General features: G+C 42.3%; 16 protein-coding genes. 6 read left to right on the top strand and 10 right to left on the bottom strand.

The genetic code is table 11. The features are described from left to right. Positions 1-281 precede the first annotated feature (281 nt). From ACYVRA_RS11625 to ACYVRA_RS11605, 5 genes are all read right to left on the bottom strand, one after another. Positions 282-521: a DUF2442 domain-containing protein gene (locus ACYVRA_RS11625; RefSeq protein ID WP_461252873.1), complete on the bottom strand. Its 240-nt coding sequence runs from the start codon at positions 519-521 to the stop codon at positions 282-284. 83 nt (positions 522-604) lie between these two features. Next, complete coding sequence (locus ACYVRA_RS11620; RefSeq protein ID WP_461252872.1) at positions 605-799, bottom strand: DUF4160 domain-containing protein; 195 nt, start codon at positions 797-799, stop codon at positions 605-607. A 193-nt stretch (positions 800-992) separates the two neighbouring features. Continuing rightward, complete coding sequence (locus ACYVRA_RS11615; RefSeq protein WP_461252871.1) at positions 993-1,124, bottom strand: hypothetical protein; 132 nt, start codon at positions 1,122-1,124, stop codon at positions 993-995. Between the two features lie 519 nt (positions 1,125-1,643). Further along, positions 1,644-1,946: a hypothetical protein gene (locus tag ACYVRA_RS11610; RefSeq protein WP_461252870.1), complete on the bottom strand. Its 303-nt coding sequence runs from the start codon at positions 1,944-1,946 to the stop codon at positions 1,644-1,646. 4 nt (positions 1,947-1,950) lie between these two features. Beyond that, positions 1,951-2,250, bottom strand: coding sequence for a hypothetical protein (locus ACYVRA_RS11605; RefSeq protein ID WP_461252869.1), 300 nt, complete (start codon positions 2,248-2,250; stop codon positions 1,951-1,953). An 842-nt stretch (positions 2,251-3,092) separates the two neighbouring features. Here ACYVRA_RS11605 and ACYVRA_RS11600 point away from each other — a divergent pair. After that, positions 3,093-4,037: an Rpn family recombination-promoting nuclease/putative transposase gene (locus tag ACYVRA_RS11600; protein ID WP_461252868.1), complete on the top strand. Its 945-nt coding sequence runs from the start codon at positions 3,093-3,095 to the stop codon at positions 4,035-4,037. Positions 4,038-4,103: 66 nt separating this feature from the next. On the opposite strand, the gene ACYVRA_RS11595 is transcribed toward ACYVRA_RS11600, so the two are convergent. Beyond that, the gene (locus ACYVRA_RS11595; protein ID WP_461252867.1) at positions 4,104-9,206 is read right to left on the bottom strand and encodes an Ig-like domain-containing protein; all 5,103 of its coding nucleotides are present in this window, start codon (positions 9,204-9,206) and stop codon (positions 4,104-4,106) included. A 365-nt stretch (positions 9,207-9,571) separates the two neighbouring features. Here ACYVRA_RS11595 and pyrB point away from each other — a divergent pair, with 365 nt between their 5' ends. From pyrB to ACYVRA_RS11570, 5 genes are all read left to right on the top strand, one after another. Beyond that, a complete protein-coding gene (gene pyrB / locus ACYVRA_RS11590; protein ID WP_461252866.1) occupies positions 9,572-10,498 on the top strand; it encodes an aspartate carbamoyltransferase in 927 nt (308 codons plus the stop codon). Continuing rightward, positions 10,492-10,926: an aspartate carbamoyltransferase regulatory subunit gene (locus tag ACYVRA_RS11585; protein WP_461252865.1), complete on the top strand. Its 435-nt coding sequence runs from the start codon at positions 10,492-10,494 to the stop codon at positions 10,924-10,926. The genes pyrB and ACYVRA_RS11585 overlap by 7 nt, the downstream gene beginning before the upstream one ends. 201 nt (positions 10,927-11,127) lie before the next feature. Continuing rightward, positions 11,128-12,009 (top strand): orotidine-5'-phosphate decarboxylase, encoded by an 882-nt coding sequence (pyrF, locus tag ACYVRA_RS11580; RefSeq protein WP_461252864.1) that lies wholly within the window; start codon positions 11,128-11,130, stop codon positions 12,007-12,009. A gap of 3 nt (positions 12,010-12,012) precedes the next feature. Further along, positions 12,013-12,783 (top strand): iron-sulfur cluster-binding protein, encoded by a 771-nt coding sequence (locus ACYVRA_RS11575; RefSeq protein WP_461252863.1) that lies wholly within the window; start codon positions 12,013-12,015, stop codon positions 12,781-12,783. Then, a complete protein-coding gene (locus tag ACYVRA_RS11570; protein WP_461252862.1) occupies positions 12,776-13,738 on the top strand; it encodes a dihydroorotate dehydrogenase in 963 nt (320 codons plus the stop codon). Before ACYVRA_RS11575 ends, ACYVRA_RS11570 begins: the two co-directional genes overlap by 8 nt. Before the next feature lie 181 nt (positions 13,739-13,919). On the opposite strand, the gene ACYVRA_RS11565 is transcribed toward ACYVRA_RS11570, so the two are convergent. The 4 genes from ACYVRA_RS11565 to ACYVRA_RS11550 are packed head-to-tail and all read right to left on the bottom strand — an operon-like array spanning position 13,920 to position 16,618. After that, complete coding sequence (locus ACYVRA_RS11565; RefSeq protein WP_461252861.1) at positions 13,920-14,633, bottom strand: RluA family pseudouridine synthase; 714 nt, start codon at positions 14,631-14,633, stop codon at positions 13,920-13,922. 58 nt (positions 14,634-14,691) lie between these two features. After that, complete coding sequence (gene csrA / locus ACYVRA_RS11560) at positions 14,692-14,913, bottom strand: carbon storage regulator CsrA (RefSeq protein ID WP_461252860.1); 222 nt, start codon at positions 14,911-14,913, stop codon at positions 14,692-14,694. A 1-nt stretch (position 14,914) separates the two neighbouring features. Then, on the bottom strand, positions 14,915-15,358 hold the full coding sequence (fliW, locus tag ACYVRA_RS11555; RefSeq protein ID WP_461252859.1) for a flagellar assembly protein FliW: 444 nt from the start codon (positions 15,356-15,358) through the stop codon (positions 14,915-14,917). A 9-nt stretch (positions 15,359-15,367) separates the two neighbouring features. Beyond that, positions 15,368-16,618 carry a flagellar hook-associated protein 3 gene (locus ACYVRA_RS11550; RefSeq protein ID WP_461252858.1) on the bottom strand — a complete coding sequence of 417 codons (1,251 nt, stop codon included), beginning with the start codon at positions 16,616-16,618 and terminating at the stop codon, positions 15,368-15,370. Position 16,619 lies beyond the last annotated feature (1 nt).

The following is a 16,619-nucleotide window of genomic DNA, read 5'->3' as shown; positions in this document are numbered from 1 at the left end:
AGGACACAAAGGGGGGAAAGTGGGGAAGAGCCTTACACAGGGATTAGATTGGGGACAGGGAGGGAAGAATTTAACCACAGAGGACTGCTGTTTTTTGGATAGCTAGGAGGACATGGAGAGGAAGAAAGATTATCAGACTTAAACTCCGTGAACTCCGTGTCCTCCGTGGTTTTATTCTTTTTTGATTTCGAAGTACGCAAAGTTACACGGAGGATGAAAAAATTTTTGTCCGAAAATTACGCAGGTTTTTACCGGTCTGGTTATGCGAAATATTGCGCTCCCTATTTTTTTATCTTGCTTTTTTCATATAATACTTCCGGATCTAAATCTACTCTATTAGGCCATTCTATTGTATCATATGTTATTTTTACCTTCTTAAATATTTTTTCATCTTTTAATGTCTTAAATAATCCTGTATCTAAATATGGTTTTACGTCAAATATTTTTATTTCATTATTCTCAAAGGTAAGTTCCAAATTGTAATCGCTTAATGGTTTTACTTTTTTTATAGATAAATACATTTTCGTTCTCTTTATTTTAACGGATCAATATTATATGGAAGTTCGCCATTCTGGGCTAATTCCCAATCAGCCAATAATTCGTCCTAGTGTAAAATTATCCAAGCAGAGACTAATTTCTCTTTGTCTTTAGGTAAATTTCCTTCAGTTATTTCACCAATTTTTATATAAAAAACAGCTTTTTTGTTTTGATAAATTGCATGAATATGCGGGGGATTATGTTCTTTTTTCCCCAAATACATTCTAATTAGTATACCATAAAACATTGAAATTGTTGGCATATAACTATAATACTCAATATATCAGAATTTATTCAATAGGTTATTGCGCTAATTCAAGACTGCCTTTTGCTCGTTCAATCCATTCATCATAACGAGACATATATAACCTTTCCTTCTTTTTTTATTGTAAATTATAGAGATTATTTTTCTATATATGGTATATTAACTCCAGATTATCTAAAAATGCCATAAACTATTCTTCTTCAATAAATTCACCATTATTTATCTGATCCAATCCCATCTGTAATGAATGATAAAGTTCTAATTTGCCGATTAATTCTTCTAAATTATTCAATAAATCCGTTTTTTTCCTAATTACCGGCATAATTATTCCTTCAAATATGCTTTATTATTTAATTTATCTTTTTTAAAATGTAATGTCAAGGTTAGGCGTATAAAAAAAATTAAAAAAAAACATCACAAAATTTTCTCACAAAGAACACAAAGAACGCTAGATAAACGCACTGCGAAGCAGTGAAGATGAAAAATGCCGCATAGCGAGAGCACCAAAAAAATTCGCTGTCTGTAATAAAGCAAGGCAGCCTTTAGGCAGCCGACAGTGCGAAGAAGGTCACAAAGGAAGAAGAAGATGCGAAGAAGGAATTTTTGTCCGAAAATTACGCTTGGGCTTCACGATAAGATAACGGACAAAAACCCCTTCTCTCCCCTTTGTGTTCTCTTCTTCCTTTGTGTTATTTGTGTGAGTTTTTCCGTAAATCTTCCGGTAACATATTTATGACCGACGTGTCAAACTCTCAGCCAAAGACTGACAGCGGGGGTTGTCACTCAAAACAAAAAAGCCCGGTACTTTGACCGGGTTTTTTGTTGTGGTACTGTCTAGCTGTTATTGGTCTCTTTGTCGTTTTTTAATTTCCTCTTTAGCCGAATCGTAACCTAATAATTCTAGGAAATACTTACGGTCTTCTTCACGGGCTTTTTCCCAGTCTATTCTTCCGCCTTTCTTGATCCAATCTCGCATGGCATCTACCATATCGTCTTTATAGTCATGTTGGTTTTTTATTATTTCATCACACAAACGAGCGTATTCTTCCTTGTCATTTGTTATTTCTAATAAAACTTCTGTCGCCATCCTTATACCTTCCTCTCGGTTAATTATATTAATAAGTTTAACTTTTATATCATCCATTTGATTAACCATCTCTCAGTCGTTTTTTTATTTCATCGGCAGACAAGCCTTGATCTAGCAACTCAAGGAAATACTGACGTTCTTCCTCACGTCCTTCTTTAATACCACTTCGTCTAGCTTCTACCATTCCGCTTTGGTAGTCAAGCTGGCTTTTTATCAACGTAGTCATACGAGCGTATTCTATCTCATCTTGCGTTATTTTCGATAAAATTTCCGTCGCCATCGCTATACATTCCACCCTATTAATTATATCAATAATTTTAGCTCTTTTTTCCTTATCTGTCAAATATTGAAAATTTTCCAAAAATTTTCTCACAAAGAACACAAAGAAAGAGAAGAGCACGAAGAAGAAGAGGGGAAGAGGGAATTTTTGTTCAAAAATTACGCAGGGACTTCACGATAAAATAACGGACAAAAATCCCTTCTCTCCTCTTTGTGATCTCTTCTTCCTTTGTGTTCTTTGTGTGATGTTCTTCGGTATAAACATCCTTATATTGGTATGTATTTCCCGTTTTGCTTGACTATAATTAAAAAAAATAAAGAATTTCTTTAACAAATTCTAAAAAATGATATTGACAGATTAATAAAATTACGATATATTTAATTCATTAGTCGTTTTGTTTAATCAAAACGGTGCGTATCGTGATGAACGATAACGTAGCCACCCCCCGATGCGGCCTTGTAGTTTCGGGAGCCTACAGGGAGCCAAAAGGCTCCTTGGTTTATTTTAACCTCTCAATATAAAATTTATGTGTTTTATTTGTACCATCAAAATGTATCAATAGCAGACCATTTGTTCCTCCTGTATATGAAGAATCATATTGAAAAATTTTCTCACAAAGAACACAAAGAAAGATAAGGACACAAAGGAAGAAGAAGATACGAAGAGGGAATTTTTGTTCAAAAATTACGCTTGGGCTTTCACGATAAGATAACGGACAAAAAATAACGGACAAAAACCCCTGATCCTACGGCTACTACACGCGTATTTATAATAAATTTCTTCGTTCTTTAGGTTCGCTCTGGTTCATGTAGTTCGTGGTAGAAATTCTTATTCATTTTTTCAAAAATTTTTAAAAACAGTCAAGCGCCACGCATCCGCGCGCCATATATAGGTAACAACAATTTTGTTGTTAAGGAGACCTAATGAAATCTAAAATTCAAAATCCTGTCCAGTACGAGTGGGGACCCTTCCCTTTCGAGGGCGGGACTCAAGTCTTTGACATCCGCCATGACCCGGTGTTCAAAGCCGTATTCACCAGAGACACCGCTTATTCAAGAGCCGCGCTGTCCGATCTGATTTCGGCGCTTATAGGCAGTGTTATTACGGTGGGGACAATCACAGCCAACGAACCGCCGGTCAGCGATCTGCGGCAGCGATATTTGCGCTTCGACATCGCCTGCAAAACAAAAAAAGGGGAGCTTATAAACGTCGAAATGTCCTTTAACCCAAAGGCAAATGAACATGTTCGTCTTGAGTACCACGCCGCGAGGCTGTTCGCTGGGCAGGAGCTTCACGGAAAAGGCAAAAATTATGTCGATTTGAAAAAGACATATCAAATCGCAATTCTGGCGAAGAAAAATTTTTTCCCTGACAATGACCTCATACATGATTTTATTTACTATGATCCAAAAACCCGAATTTCTTTGGGAGGAAAAACCAGAATAATAACCGTTGAACTTGAAAAGACGAAACCTATAGTTGAAAAACCGATAGAAAAGATGACAACTGCGGAACTGTGGGCGGTATTTTTCCAATATTTGACAGATACCGGAAAAAGGTCTAAAATTGTTGATATAATCAATAAGGAGGAGGGCATAGCGATGGCGGTAAAAACGATGAAAGGTTTCACGCAGAGGGAATTAGACTACATACGCGAATCTTATCGGATAAAATGCGATATGGACTATCAGGACGAAGTGGTTACCGCTCAGCGTAAAGCCCTTAAAGATGGACGTAGAGAAGGACGCAAAAAAGGACGTAAAGAAGAAAAGCTTGAAAATGCCCGAAAAATGAAGGCTGATAATATGCCTGTATCTAAGATCAATAAGTATACTGGACTATCTCCTGATATTATCGCTAAATTGTGAACTTCTTCCGTAAAAATAAAAAAAGAGGCTGTCATCCGACAGCCCCTTTTTCATTTATTAGTATTCTTAGAATATGTAAATTCTTAACCCCATCATCACATGCGGAATCATTGTCTCTATGCCCATCTGTTCGGCGTTTATGTCGGTTGGTACGAACCAAAGTTGCCCTTCTGTAAATAAGCTGAATGTTCTTAAAGCTTTCTTCTTTGGAATAGTCACTTTCGGGAATTCAATTTGCAATATCAACGCGCTTAACCATGTTGACGCGCCGCTTTGGGTGTAATACACGGGATCTCCGTTTTTATTTGGCGAAAACTTTGGATTTTCTTTGTTTAAGAAGTTAAACAGCGAGAAGTTAGCTCCAATGGAGATTGACGCGTAAAGCCAGTCAAAGTCTGGGCCCCATACCGAGCCAAGAGGCAATGTGTAAACGCTCGCGATTATCTTTAGGCCGATAATGTCTCCGCCGTAACGAACCGCGCCTTCACCGCCAAGCGCTTCGTACAGGTCTTGAGTCATAAAACCGTATTGTCCCTGTACTTTTACGTTGTCGTCAAAGAAGCTTAAACCGAGGCCAAAATCAGTGTATGTCGCGCCTCCGGCAAATGGCATTGTTGGCGCCCATTCTTGAAAACCGTTTGAAACCGCAAGCTGTCTGTAGAACGGAGGTATTACGCCTTCAATATAAAGCCCCTGTAAGAAGCCCGGCACTTCGTAAGCGGATTTGTCTCCTTTGCGAAGGTGGTATGTCATGCTTACAAGTTCAATGTCGTCAGTCGCCGAAGCGGAATACGCGATAGACTGATTGTATCGGTTTCCGGCTTCAGGCGATATAAGACGGATTTCAGGTTTTGTTTTGTCAACTTGGACTAACATTCTTGTCAGGGCGAATTCGCCGTTTTTCATTGTTGTTCTTACTACAATATAATGGTAGCCTTCAGCCATTTCACCGTCTTCTAACCTGTAACGGTAATTAATATTTTTTGCCGCGGACTTGCTTGTCATTATAAACGATCTTCCGTTATCAAAACTTATTTCGGTAAAATCAGGTGTTTTTGCCCTGATTTTGTCTTTAATGGCTTTGTCAGTTTTCTTGTCAGCAAGCAGTTCCTTGTCTTCTTCCGATAAAACGTATCCCGTGCGCCCGTACAGATACGGCCTTTCATAGGCGAATTCCGCAAACTTAAAGCTGTCTATCGTTACCCACGGACCGCCGTCCCTGTAAACCAAATTGTAAGAGCGCGATGAAACAAGAGTCGGGCCTCCGAAATTGCTGTTTACGGTAATAGCATTGGCTCCGGTACTGAGTTTTTCGCCGTTCATCTTAAAGACGAAATAACCCGAATCGTCAACATGAGCCGTGTCCAAATCCATTCCGTTTACTCTTAACGTTACAGTCCCCGCCGGATTCGCGCCTCCCGCAAAGCCATACAGGTTAAATTCGCCGCTTGTCTCTTCGTTTTCAAGCGGGTAAAGGATTTCTATGTAGTTTCTGTAAGTCTGCCGCGCCATCTGCACGTTACGTGAAAGACGGGTCATGTTTCCAGCCCTGTCAGTGGCGATAATCGCGACATTGTACTGCCCGTCTGCCATCGCCGCAATATCGATGTTTTCCCTGATCATCGAGCTTAAATCAAGTTTCCTTAACCTTAAGTTTGCGGGAATTGTAAACCCGTCCAGGCTTCTTAGCTCTATGCTTACTTCTTTTAAATTGGGATCCAAAATACGGCCCATTACCGAAATATTGCCAACGGTGATTGAACCGTCTCCGGGGCTGTCCAAAATAATTTCAGGCTGGGTATTGTCAACATTGATCATAAACGCGTAAGTGGCGGGTATTTCATACCTGTCATATACTTTTATAAACACGACATGCGGGCCGTCTTTTAAAATCGTGGTGTTAAACTGATACGACCATTGTATTGTCTCAGTCGGCGTTCCATAATTTCCTTTTACCACGTTAAATGAATTTCCGTTATCTACTGAAACTTTCACTTCTTTAATGCCGTTCTTGTCGGAAGCAGTCCCCTTTATTTCTATCCCTTCTTTTAATACCGTATCATAAAGCGGATATGTCATTATCGCCGTAGGCTCATTCAACGACACGCGGAAATCACGCGTAACGGGCTGGCTTTTTACGCCGTAAATATCTTCGGCAATTACAGAAATCGTATGCTCGTTATCCGTCAGCGTTGTCAGCGCTACGGGGATTGAAAAACCGTATTCGGCGTCCTCAGTTTGCCACGGATTATTGTCTATTTTCCATTGGTACTTTTTAACTCCGTCATCATCAAACATTACGCCTGAAACGATGAAATCATTTGTAATTACCTCGCTATCCAAAGGCAGGATTATTTGCACTACGGGAACGTCCATTTCCTGATCGATTATAAATGACCATGAAGCGACTTCGCTTGAATTTCCGGCTTTATCCGTAAATGTAAAACGCATGTCCTTATCAAGCGGCATTTCCAGCGAATCCATCAACACCTCGAAGAAGCGCGGCGCGTAATCTTTATCCCATTGAGTATCGTTAAAAATCTCTTTCGACTGACTTGTCGTAGACGCGGGAACGGCGGGAGAAGCGGGAGTCGCCGGTCTTCCCGGAGCCGCCGGGGTAGCGGGAGTCGCCGCTCTCGCCGGAGTTGTAACGGTTCTGCTGTATTTAATGGACTGAATGGCGCCCATTTCCTCTACCGCGAACGCAAGGCGTATTGTGCCGTTTACTCCGGCTTCGGCGATTGGCATAATAGTCTGCGCCTGCGGAGCTTGCGTGTCTTTTAGCACTGTAAAATTCGCGACAGAATCAAAACCTGATTCGTTAGCCGCCCTTATCAATATGTTGATCGAACCGTCTTCAGCGGCTGTAATATCCAATGTTTTTGAATAATTATTGTTTACAGGAGCGCGAATAGCCGTCAATTCAGCCGCCGTTAATAGATTTTGCCAGTTGTCTCCCATGTCTAAGGACACGTCTACGGCGCTTACCTTGTTTCTGCTTGTTATGTTAAAAGTGACAGGAACGCTGTTTTTTACCCACTTGTAATTTTCAATGTTCTGCAATGTGATAACGGGTCCAGCGGTTTCCGCGACGACTCTGAACTGGCCGCTTGTAAATGTGCCGCCGTCAACTTCTAGCCTGAGCGTCAGAGGGCCGGCTTCGCCTTCGTTTGCGGCGGTAAGCAATACCCTTCCCTTTTCGTCAACAGTCACATTTAATAAATTCGCCCCTGTGCCTTGAAGAGTTGCGTTGTTGACAGGAGTCGAACTGATACCCATCAATGTTTCGCCTTCTTTCAATAATATGCGCCCGTCATTTAGGGTATTCTGCCTTACCCATGTAAATGAACTATTAGAAGCGCTGAAAGGCTCCTCGTCATCTGCCGGTTGATTTGTCACATAAACAAATTCGCTGTATGTAAACACTTTTCCCTGACGGTCGGTAGCCGTTAATATAATTTCCAAAAGGCCTTCTTGCAAAGATGGAACTGGAACTGCCGCCGTAAATACTTCTTTTGAGCCTGCCAATTTTACATTTACCGGCGATTGGCTGCCAAATGTAATAGTAGCCGACGCGGGCGCGGCTGCGGCTTTGAAAGAAAGCGCCATAGTCATTTTTGGGACAGGTCTGATTTTCATGCCGGTATTGAAAATATCAGTTTTTGTAACTTTTCCTTCCGGCCATGAAACAGAAGCGATACTTGGCTGTATTACCGCGTTTGAAACTACAATGCCTTTTACCTGCACTTTGTTTCCAATAACTCCGGTAATGTCCTTTGCCCAAACGTCAAGGAAATGGATTCCTTCTGTCGGAGTGGGAATTATAAATTGGAAATAACCGTTACACGGTATTTCCTCAGGCTGAGCGCCGTCAAGCGAATAAAATACCGAAGCTACGCCTTCTTTATCTGTCGCGGTTCCTTTTACGATTAAACCAAGTTTGTTATTAAGAACTCCGGGTACGGGCGCCGTTAATTTTACTACTGGCATATCTGCCGCTTGATCCACTTTGTATTTTTGTTTTGAAACGGTCGCATTTCCAGAAACGTCAACCGCCCTAACTTCGACATCAATTGAATTGCCTTTTAAGCCGCGCGCGTCCACACTCGCTGACCACCATTGATTCCCGGGCAGTAATTCAAATTCTCCCTGCTGGGTTCCGGCTTTCCATGTTATTGATTTAAGCCCAACGGGATGTTTCGCGTAACCGGCTATGGAGAAAATTCCGTTTACCGTAGAGCCGGGTTCCGGATACACGATTTTTACGTCGGGGCCGGTATTATTTACAAATAACAGATGCGCGGCGGTTCCGATACTGTTGTTGCCGTCTCGCGCTTTAAGCCAGATAACGACAGGGCCGTCTTTAAATTGTTTTGTATTAAGATTTATTTCCCATGTATTATTGCCTTTTCTTTTATCCACTTTGAATTTTGCCGGAAGGTACTTCTCTCCTCCGTCAACTGAATAATTTAAAGCGGCTATGCCGTTACCGTCGGTAACTGTTCCGCCAAGGCGTATATTTCCGGCGACAAGGGCGCCAACCGCGTGGCTTGTTATAATTGTTTCCGGTTTTTTGCGGTCAAGCCTCCAGTAAACTACCGCGACTTTTTGTTTTTTTACGGGTACTTTATCCCCGTTAGGGTATTTATCCGCGACGCCTGAAAGATCGTTTATATCCGTAGACCATGCTTTTACGGTATAGTCTCCGTCACGCCAAATCTCCCCGTCCGACGTGTCAAGGAAATACGACCAGTAATCCGTCCCGCTTGCCGTTACGCGAACTATTTCTTCGCCTCTGCCGTCCGTTCCCCTATAAACGGCGATTTCCACGTTTTTAATGCCGTCATCGTCAAACGCGATGCCGACTATATTCATGTTACCCTGAACGCGCATATATGGCAGAGGGTTAATTATGGTAGTCCGTGGAAGATCGGACTCTGGATCAATATAGATATTATCAGGCCCCGCAAGGGTTGTGTTGCCCGCTCTGTCCTTAGCTTCAAGATAATAATTGTATTTTCCGGGTTTTTTTTCTGAAATATCCAACGTATCTGTAAAACCTGACGGATCCTCCGCCGATTTGGATACATTATCTTTTCCGCCGCCTGCCCAAAGACTGCTTCCAATAATCAAAAACAGTGCGAAAACAAACAGGTTTTTTTTGCACATTTTAAGCCCCCTTCATGTTTATTTTAAACATGAATGTAATATTTCTTCGCAAAATTATAATATTCTTCCTTAATTATAATTCAAATATAAGAAATTTGCATTAAAATTTAAAGAAAATTTATCAAAATTTTATTTTTCTCTTGATAAAAAATTATATTTTGGGTATAATGCATCTATGATTATTGTGAACTTAAAAATCATCATTATAAGAAACCCGCCTAAAAGGGCGGTTTTTTTTTGATAAATTACCTGACCACTTTACAAAGTGGTCAGACTTAAAATGAGGTTTGTCTCCGCTACGCGGAGACTTCGATTAAGATAGCCTGACCACTTTACAAAGTGGTCAGGTTTACAATGAGGTTAAAATGCTTAAAGGAAGGTCTTTAATAGAGCCGGAAGATTTCTCACTAAGTGAGATGGACTGTCTTTTTTCGCTTGCAGAGTTGATAGAAAAAGACGAAAAGTACCTTAGGGAAAGCCTAAGGGGAAAACTTTTGGCTACCCTGTTCTTTGAGCCTAGCACAAGGACTCGCCTTAGTTTTGAAGCAGCCATGCTGCGACTTGGGGGAAGCTGTCTGGGGTTTGCCGAACCCGGTTCCAGTTCCGCCTCTAAGGGTGAAAGCCTTGCCGATACAATCCGCATGGCGGCAAGTTACGCCGACGCGATAGTGATGCGTAACCCCAAAGAGGGGGCGGCGCTCCTTGCCAGCCGTTATTCTTCCGTTCCCGTGATAAACGCCGGTGACGGCGGACACCACCACCCTACCCAAACTCTTACCGATCTTCTTACAATAAAGCGTCTTTTAGGGAAAATTGACGATATTACCGTAGGTTTCTGCGGCGACCTTAAATTCGGGCGCACGGTTCATTCTCTAGCTAAAGCTCTGGCGCGTTATCCCAAAATAAAACTGATTTTTATTTCTCCTGACGAACTTGTCCTGCCTGAATACATAAAGAGCATATTAATGAAGCAGAATATCGCTTTTGAAGAAAGGGAAAACCTTGAAAAATCAATGCATGAATTGGACGTACTGTACATGACCAGAGTCCAAAGGGAGAGGTTTTTTAACGAGGATGATTATATCCGCCTGAAGGATACATACGTTCTTAATACCGAAAAAATGGCTATGGGTAAGGAAAAAATGATTGTTCTGCACCCCCTGCCCCGCGTGAACGAAATTTCCGTTGAGATTGACTGCGATCCTAGAGCCGCATATTTTAAACAGGCGAAGTACGGAATGTATGTCCGCATGGCGTTACTTGCTTCTATACTGGGGGTTAGCGAATGTTAAATATAGAGAAGATTAAAAACGGCATTGTTATAGACCACATTAAGGCGGGGCTGGGAAGCCGTATTTTTAACTGGCTTGGGCTTGATAAAGTTCCGTATACTGTGGCGTTTGTAGCTAACGCCAATTCAACAAAATGCGAAAAAAAGGATATTATCAAAATAGACAATACAATATCAATTAATTTTGACGTTCTTGGCTTAATCGACCCAAATATTACCGTAAGCATCATAGAAAATGAGCTAGTAACCAAAAAAATAAAACTCCAGCTTCCGCAAAAAGTGGAAAATGTGCTTATATGCAAAAACCCGCGCTGTATCAGTTCCACGGAAAAATATTTAACCCATGTTTTCCACCTAGAAAACAAAGAACAGCGCACCTACCGTTGCGAGTACTGCGACGAAATCATCTCCGCTGGAGACTTTAAATGAACTTTTTTTCGCAAGAACTTCACACAAAGATCACAAAGGTACAAAGATCACAAAGGGGGGAAAGGGGTTTTTGTCTGAAGGCTAAGCTTGAGCTTCACGCTAAGATAGCGGACATAAACCCTTTATTCCTCTTTGTGTCCTTCTCTTCCTTTGTGTTCTTTGTGAGAGTATTCTCGAAAAATATTTTGGAGTATAATGTGAATGTTTAATGTTGATAAATTGTTTGAGAGAGTGAAAGAGAGAGGGAATGTTTGCGTTGGGCTGGATACGGCGGCAGATTATGTGCCTGAGTTGGAGAGGCGTAGGGCGCGGAATGACGCTGAGGCCGTGCTGGCTTTTAATAGGACACTAGTTGACGCAGTTTGCGACGTATGCGCCTGTTTTAAGGTGCAAATTGCCTATTATGAAGAAAAAGGACTTGACGGTCTTCGTGTTTATTCTGATATTTTAAGATATATTCGAAGTAAGGATTGCCTTGTTATCGCGGACATTAAACGCGGCGATATAGCGGATACCGCTATTAGGTACGCAAAAGCTCATTTTTCAGGCGATTTTGAGTCTGATTTTGTAACCTTAAGCCCTTATATGGGTTTAGATTCTATTGAGCCGTGGTTAAAAGAAGCCCAAAATAAGGGAAAAGGTGCTTTTGTATTAATGCGAACCAGTAACGCCGGGATGAGGGACTTTGAGTATCTTGAAATTGGCGGCGGAAAACGCTTATATCATAGTGTTGGTGATAAATTAGCTTCGTTTTCCGAGAATTTCATAGGAAATTACGGCTACAGGCTTTTTGGCGTTGTTACAGGCTGTACGGAAAGAGACGAAGCCGCTGAAATACGCGCGAATTACAGCGATCTTTTCTTTCTGATACCCGGTTACGGCGCTCAGGGAGGCGGCGCGAAGGACGCGGCGTTATTGTTAAAGGATGGAAACGGCGGCGTTGTGAACGCGTCAAGGTCGATTATTACCGCGTGGCAGAAAGAAAAAGGAAGCGAAAACGCTGATAATTTGTTTGCCGCCGAAAAGGCAAGGCAGGCAGTAATTGTTATGAGAGATGATATATTTAAAGAGGCAAGGAAATAAAAAATGAGTCTAAGTATTGTATGCGAACTTGAAAAAAATACCGTTGTTACGGATGAATATTTTATTCTTGAATTTTCATGGAAAAAACCGGCGCCAAGAGCCGGTCAGTTTTTTATGATAAAACCGTTGCGCGGCGGCGTTTTGTTGCCGCGCCCTATCAGCGTATTTGAATATATCGCCAAAACAAATACGGTAAAATTTCTTATACAGAAAAAAGGCAGGGGGACTGAAGAACTATTCTGCGCCCAGGCGGGGGAAAATATTCAGCTAACGGGGCCTTTTGGCAACTGTTGGTCGGATTTCCTTCCTGAAAACGGAAAGGCCGCTCTTGTCGGCGGCAGCGCTGGAGTCGCCCCGCTTGCCGCCCTTGTCGGCGAAAAGCCGGATTATTATTTTCATTTTTTTGCCGGTTTTAAAAAAGGTTTCAGGGAAAAAGAACAGGAAAACGCCGTTATGGGACACGCCGTAAACTCAAAACGTTTTTCTATTTCCGCGGAAGACGGCGGAAACGCCCTTATCGGCAAGATTACCGATTTTATTTTTTCACCGCAGGATTTTGACGTAATTTTAGGCTGCGGCCCTACTCTTATGTTGAGCGTTTTAAAGAAAAAATGCGAAGAGAAAAACGTTCCCTGTTTTATTTCTATGGAAAACAAATTTGCCTGCGGCACAGGCGCGTGCATGGGCTGCACAATAAAAACAATAAACGGAAACCGCCGCTGCTGCATGGAAGGTCCGATTTTTTCCGCGCGTGAGGTGATTTTTAATGAGTGATAATACTAATGCAACTTCAAACGAAAACCAAGTTGACATGTCGGTGGAAATCGCCGGCGTAAAATTTAACAATCCCGTTATTGCGTCTTCGGGGACTTTTGGCAAAGGAAGGGAATACAGCACGATTTTTGACATTTCGCTTCTTGGCGGAATATGTACAAAGGGACTGACTTTTATTCCGCGCCCGGGAAACACGGGGACGCGCGTTTGGGAAACTCCAAGCGGACTGATAAATTCAATCGGACTTGAAAATCCCGGCATTAAATCATTTATAGAAAACGATCTTGACTATATGCGCCGCCTTGGTCCCGTGATAATCGCCAATCTTTCAGGCTCTTCTTCCGATGAATATGTTAAAGGCGCCGCTCTGCTGGACAGCTCTTCAGTTGATATGATCGAGCTAAACATCTCCTGCCCGAATATCAAAGACGGCGGCCTTGCATTTGGACTTGATCCGGGAACTTCCGCCGCGTTGGTCGTGGCTGTCCGCCGCGCCTGCCGCCATAAGCCGCTTATTGTAAAACTTTCACCTAACTGTCCTTCAATTGCCTCCGTAGCCCTCGCCTGCGTTAATGCCGGCGCGGACGCGCTATCTCTTGTAAACACTTTCAGGGCTATCGCCATTGACATTGAAAAACGCAAGCCTGTTTTTGACAATATAATAGCGGGCTTATCCGGTCCCGCGATTAAACCGATTGCCCTCCGCATTGTGTGGGAATTATATGACTCTTTAAAGGATTTAAAAGTGAATATCCCCCTTGTAGGAATGGGCGGGATTTCCTGCACAAACGACGCGCTTGAATTCCTCATGGCGGGCTCACGCGCCATTCAAGTGGGAACCGCGACTTTCTCCAATCCCCACACAATGTTAGAAATTATTGACGGCTTACACAAATACATGGCAGCTAACAATATTTCTAAAATTAGCGATATTTCTATTAGGGATAAATATTAGTTACAAAGCATTATTCTCAAATTTTCTCTCGCAGAGGCGCAAAGGCGCAAAGTTATTGTTCGTAGAATCATCGTTTTTCCTTCAAGATTTGTAGTTAAACTAATATATCTAGATCAATAATGGGCTATCGGACGAAAACTTTGCGCCTCTGCGCCTTTGCGAGAGGTTTTCTTTGGGTATATTATGTATATTTTTGAAGCTGTTTAATAAGGCTTGACATGTCTTTGGGCAGTGAAGCAACAAGCACTTCCCCATCCGGCAGTGTCAATTCTTGGGCGTGCAGGCCCAGTCTTTCGAGTAACGGGCGCTCTTCTAGGGGATCGCCTCTGTAGCCGCGTTTGAAGGATGAGAGTTTTACTACGGACTTTTTACCGTATAATTCGTCGCAGACTACAGGATGGCCAAGCGCGGCTAAATGTACCCTGATTTGATGAATTCTGCCCGTTTCGGGGATTGCTTGAAGTACGCTGTAGTTTGCGGCGCTTGTAATGCAGATAAAGCGGGTAAAAGACTTTTTACCACGGTATTTATCGATAATAGTCATGTGTTTTTTATTGCCGTTTGGAATAAGGGACAAATCGCAGGAAGTTTCTTTCCATGATGGGCGGCCATGAACAATTGCGGTATAGAGTTTTTTCACGTCACGCCGTTCAAAGGACATGGATAAACTTCGGTGCGTGTCATTGTCTTTCGCGAATACTACAAGCCCCGATGTTTCCTTGTCTATTCTGTGAACCGTAAAAATTTTTGGAATATTTAAATCCCGTTCAATAAGCCTGTCCAGCCTTTCCTTTGACTCGTCCCACCTGTCTCCGCCAATAGAAATACCCGATGATTTATTAACTGCGATTATTTTTTCATCCTGATAAATTACAGTATAATTCTTTTTATTCATGTTCGAGTTGGCCTACCTGACAACTCTGGAGTGCTCAGGTTCGTGATAATATTCTTCCTTATTTCTTGCCAAAATTCACATTTGGTATAACGGTCGCCGACTTTGAAGCGGCTTTGTTCTCGGCTTTAATCGCGTCATAAACTTCTTGCCTGAAAACTTTTACTTTTTTAGGAGCGTCAATGCCTATACGAACCTGATCGCCTCGAATTTCTATAATTGAGATTTTAATATCATCGCCGATTACGACTTTTTCATCCACTTTTCTTGACAGTATAAGCATATTATTGTCCTTGCTTGTTAAATTCAGCTATAATGTCGTGCTTTGTTCTCCATTTTGAGTCGGATAGTATCGCCTGCATTCCCGTCATATTTTCTTTATTGATGATTATCGGCCCCTGAAGGTTGGCCGTCATTGAGCTGCCGTCCTGCGGAATTGTAACAATGACAAAAACAAGGGCGTTTTCTGGGGACTTTATTCCAATTTCGGCAAGTTCGTCGTTTGTTACGTTAGCTTCATAGTCGTTGCGGAAAAGGAAGGGATTTATCAATATAAAAGCGGTTTCTTTATCATCAATGGATTGAAGCCAAAAAAATTGCCCTTGCTCCATATTATCCAGCAATACATATTCTTTATAATCTTCAAAACCAAAAAGCCCCTGCGGTATTATTACCTTTTGTTTTTCGTCAACTTCTATAACCCCGTAGACCTTAGTGTCAACTTTCATTTTTTACTCCTATCTTAAAAAATCAAGTAATGTCGAAGGCAAAATTTTTGCCGCCGTCTGCAACGCGGCCTGATGCGCGAATTGCGCCATTTTAAATTCCGTAATAGCGTCCACCAAATCAAGTCCTGTTTCGCGACCAAGCATGCTCGTAACATTGGGAATTTGCGCGTTTATCCTCTGCCACGCGGTTTCGGCGCGTTCCTTGCGGCTGCTGACATCGGCTAATCTTAGCACTACATTGTTAACCGCAAGATCCATCCCCCCTATTCCCTGGCTGCCTATAAAATCCTGGTCTCCCCTGTACATCGCGTCCCTTAAACGTATCACCATGTCAAATAACGACCCGCCGTAAACTCTCGCGGAAGAGTTCCAATTGGGAGCGCCATTTTCCATGTTACCGGCTATTATTCCAAGATCGCGTAACACAGTGGCGCCACCGGCTTTATCTTCGGCCCGGATAAGATGGGCGTTTGTGCCTTCAAGAACCAGCCCTCTTGTATCAGGATCAATATACGCCTTAACGGGAGCGGCGGAATCATTTATCTTTGCGACTATCGAAGGCAATGTATCGCCGATGTTTACGGTTATTTCCACGCCGTCAATATAAAACGCTCCGTTTTCCCTCACTCTGTAATCTGTAGCGTCAGTAGTGGAAAATACCTGCATTTTCTCAGCCCAAAAAGCTTCGTCTCCGGCTAAATCAATTTCTAAAAACATATTGTCGCCGATTTCTACTCTCCGGCTTGCCCCCGCCCCTCGGTATTCAACGCGGGTTACCACTGTTTCACCGGCGCCTTCCACCGTTCCTTCAACAACCCTGAAAGGTTCCGTATAAACTTTATCCCCGGAAAAAATCTGCCTTGTGTCAGGGCCAATGGCGTTGGATAATGAAATAAGTTCTTTTAAAAGTTCATTTACTTCCATTCCCATCGTCTGAAGTTCGTATTGCTGATGGACGCCGTTTGCGCCATTCACGGCAAGTTCCCTTATTCTTTGAAGAATACTGTTAGCTTCGTTTAAATAATCATGAGTATTGTCCAAATGTTCTCTTGCCTTATATGTATTTTCCTCAAAACGGTTTAGGCGCGTAATATAAGATTCATATCTTACCGCGTGAGACGCGGCGAGAGGATCGTCCCTTAACCTATGAAGCCTGTTCTGCGTGTCAATTCTTGATTGAATATTATTCAGGTTTTCTTCCTGCCGCCTTAAATAATACTGCATGTCCGAATGGGCCATGTCGCTTGATATCCTTCTCATA

The sequence above is a fragment of the Treponema sp. R8-4-B8 genome (genome assembly GCF_054786175.1).
The sequence above is the reverse complement of the archived record's forward strand: the minus strand, read 5'-3'. Positions and strand labels throughout refer to the sequence as shown.

Excerpts from the sequence above, each read along its gene's own strand:
- pyrF (WP_461252864.1), top strand. The coding sequence starts at position 11,128 with ATGTTTAATGTTGATAAATTGTTTGAGAGAGTGAAAGAGAGAGGGAAT.
- ACYVRA_RS11595 (WP_461252867.1), bottom strand. The coding sequence starts at position 9,206 with ATGTGCAAAAAAAACCTGTTTGTTTTCGCACTGTTTTTGATTATTGGA.
- pyrB (WP_461252866.1), top strand. The coding sequence starts at position 9,572 with ATGCTTAAAGGAAGGTCTTTAATAGAGCCGGAAGATTTCTCACTAAGT.
- ACYVRA_RS11615 (WP_461252871.1), bottom strand. The coding sequence starts at position 1,124 with ATGCCGGTAATTAGGAAAAAAACGGATTTATTGAATAATTTAGAAGAA.
- ACYVRA_RS11625 (WP_461252873.1), bottom strand. The coding sequence starts at position 521 with ATGTATTTATCTATAAAAAAAGTAAAACCATTAAGCGATTACAATTTG.
- ACYVRA_RS11585 (WP_461252865.1), top strand. The coding sequence starts at position 10,492 with ATGTTAAATATAGAGAAGATTAAAAACGGCATTGTTATAGACCACATT.
- ACYVRA_RS11620 (WP_461252872.1), bottom strand. The coding sequence starts at position 799 with ATGCCAACAATTTCAATGTTTTATGGTATACTAATTAGAATGTATTTG.
- fliW (WP_461252859.1), bottom strand. The coding sequence starts at position 15,358 with ATGAAAGTTGACACTAAGGTCTACGGGGTTATAGAAGTTGACGAAAAA.
- ACYVRA_RS11600 (WP_461252868.1), top strand. The coding sequence starts at position 3,093 with ATGAAATCTAAAATTCAAAATCCTGTCCAGTACGAGTGGGGACCCTTC.
- ACYVRA_RS11565 (WP_461252861.1), bottom strand. The coding sequence starts at position 14,633 with ATGAATAAAAAGAATTATACTGTAATTTATCAGGATGAAAAAATAATC.
- ACYVRA_RS11575 (WP_461252863.1), top strand. The coding sequence starts at position 12,013 with ATGAGTCTAAGTATTGTATGCGAACTTGAAAAAAATACCGTTGTTACG.
- ACYVRA_RS11570 (WP_461252862.1), top strand. The coding sequence starts at position 12,776 with ATGAGTGATAATACTAATGCAACTTCAAACGAAAACCAAGTTGACATG.
- ACYVRA_RS11550 (WP_461252858.1), bottom strand. The coding sequence starts at position 16,618 with ATGAGAAGGATATCAAGCGACATGGCCCATTCGGACATGCAGTATTAT.
- ACYVRA_RS11610 (WP_461252870.1), bottom strand. The coding sequence starts at position 1,946 with ATGGATGATATAAAAGTTAAACTTATTAATATAATTAACCGAGAGGAA.
- csrA (WP_461252860.1), bottom strand. The coding sequence starts at position 14,913 with ATGCTTATACTGTCAAGAAAAGTGGATGAAAAAGTCGTAATCGGCGAT.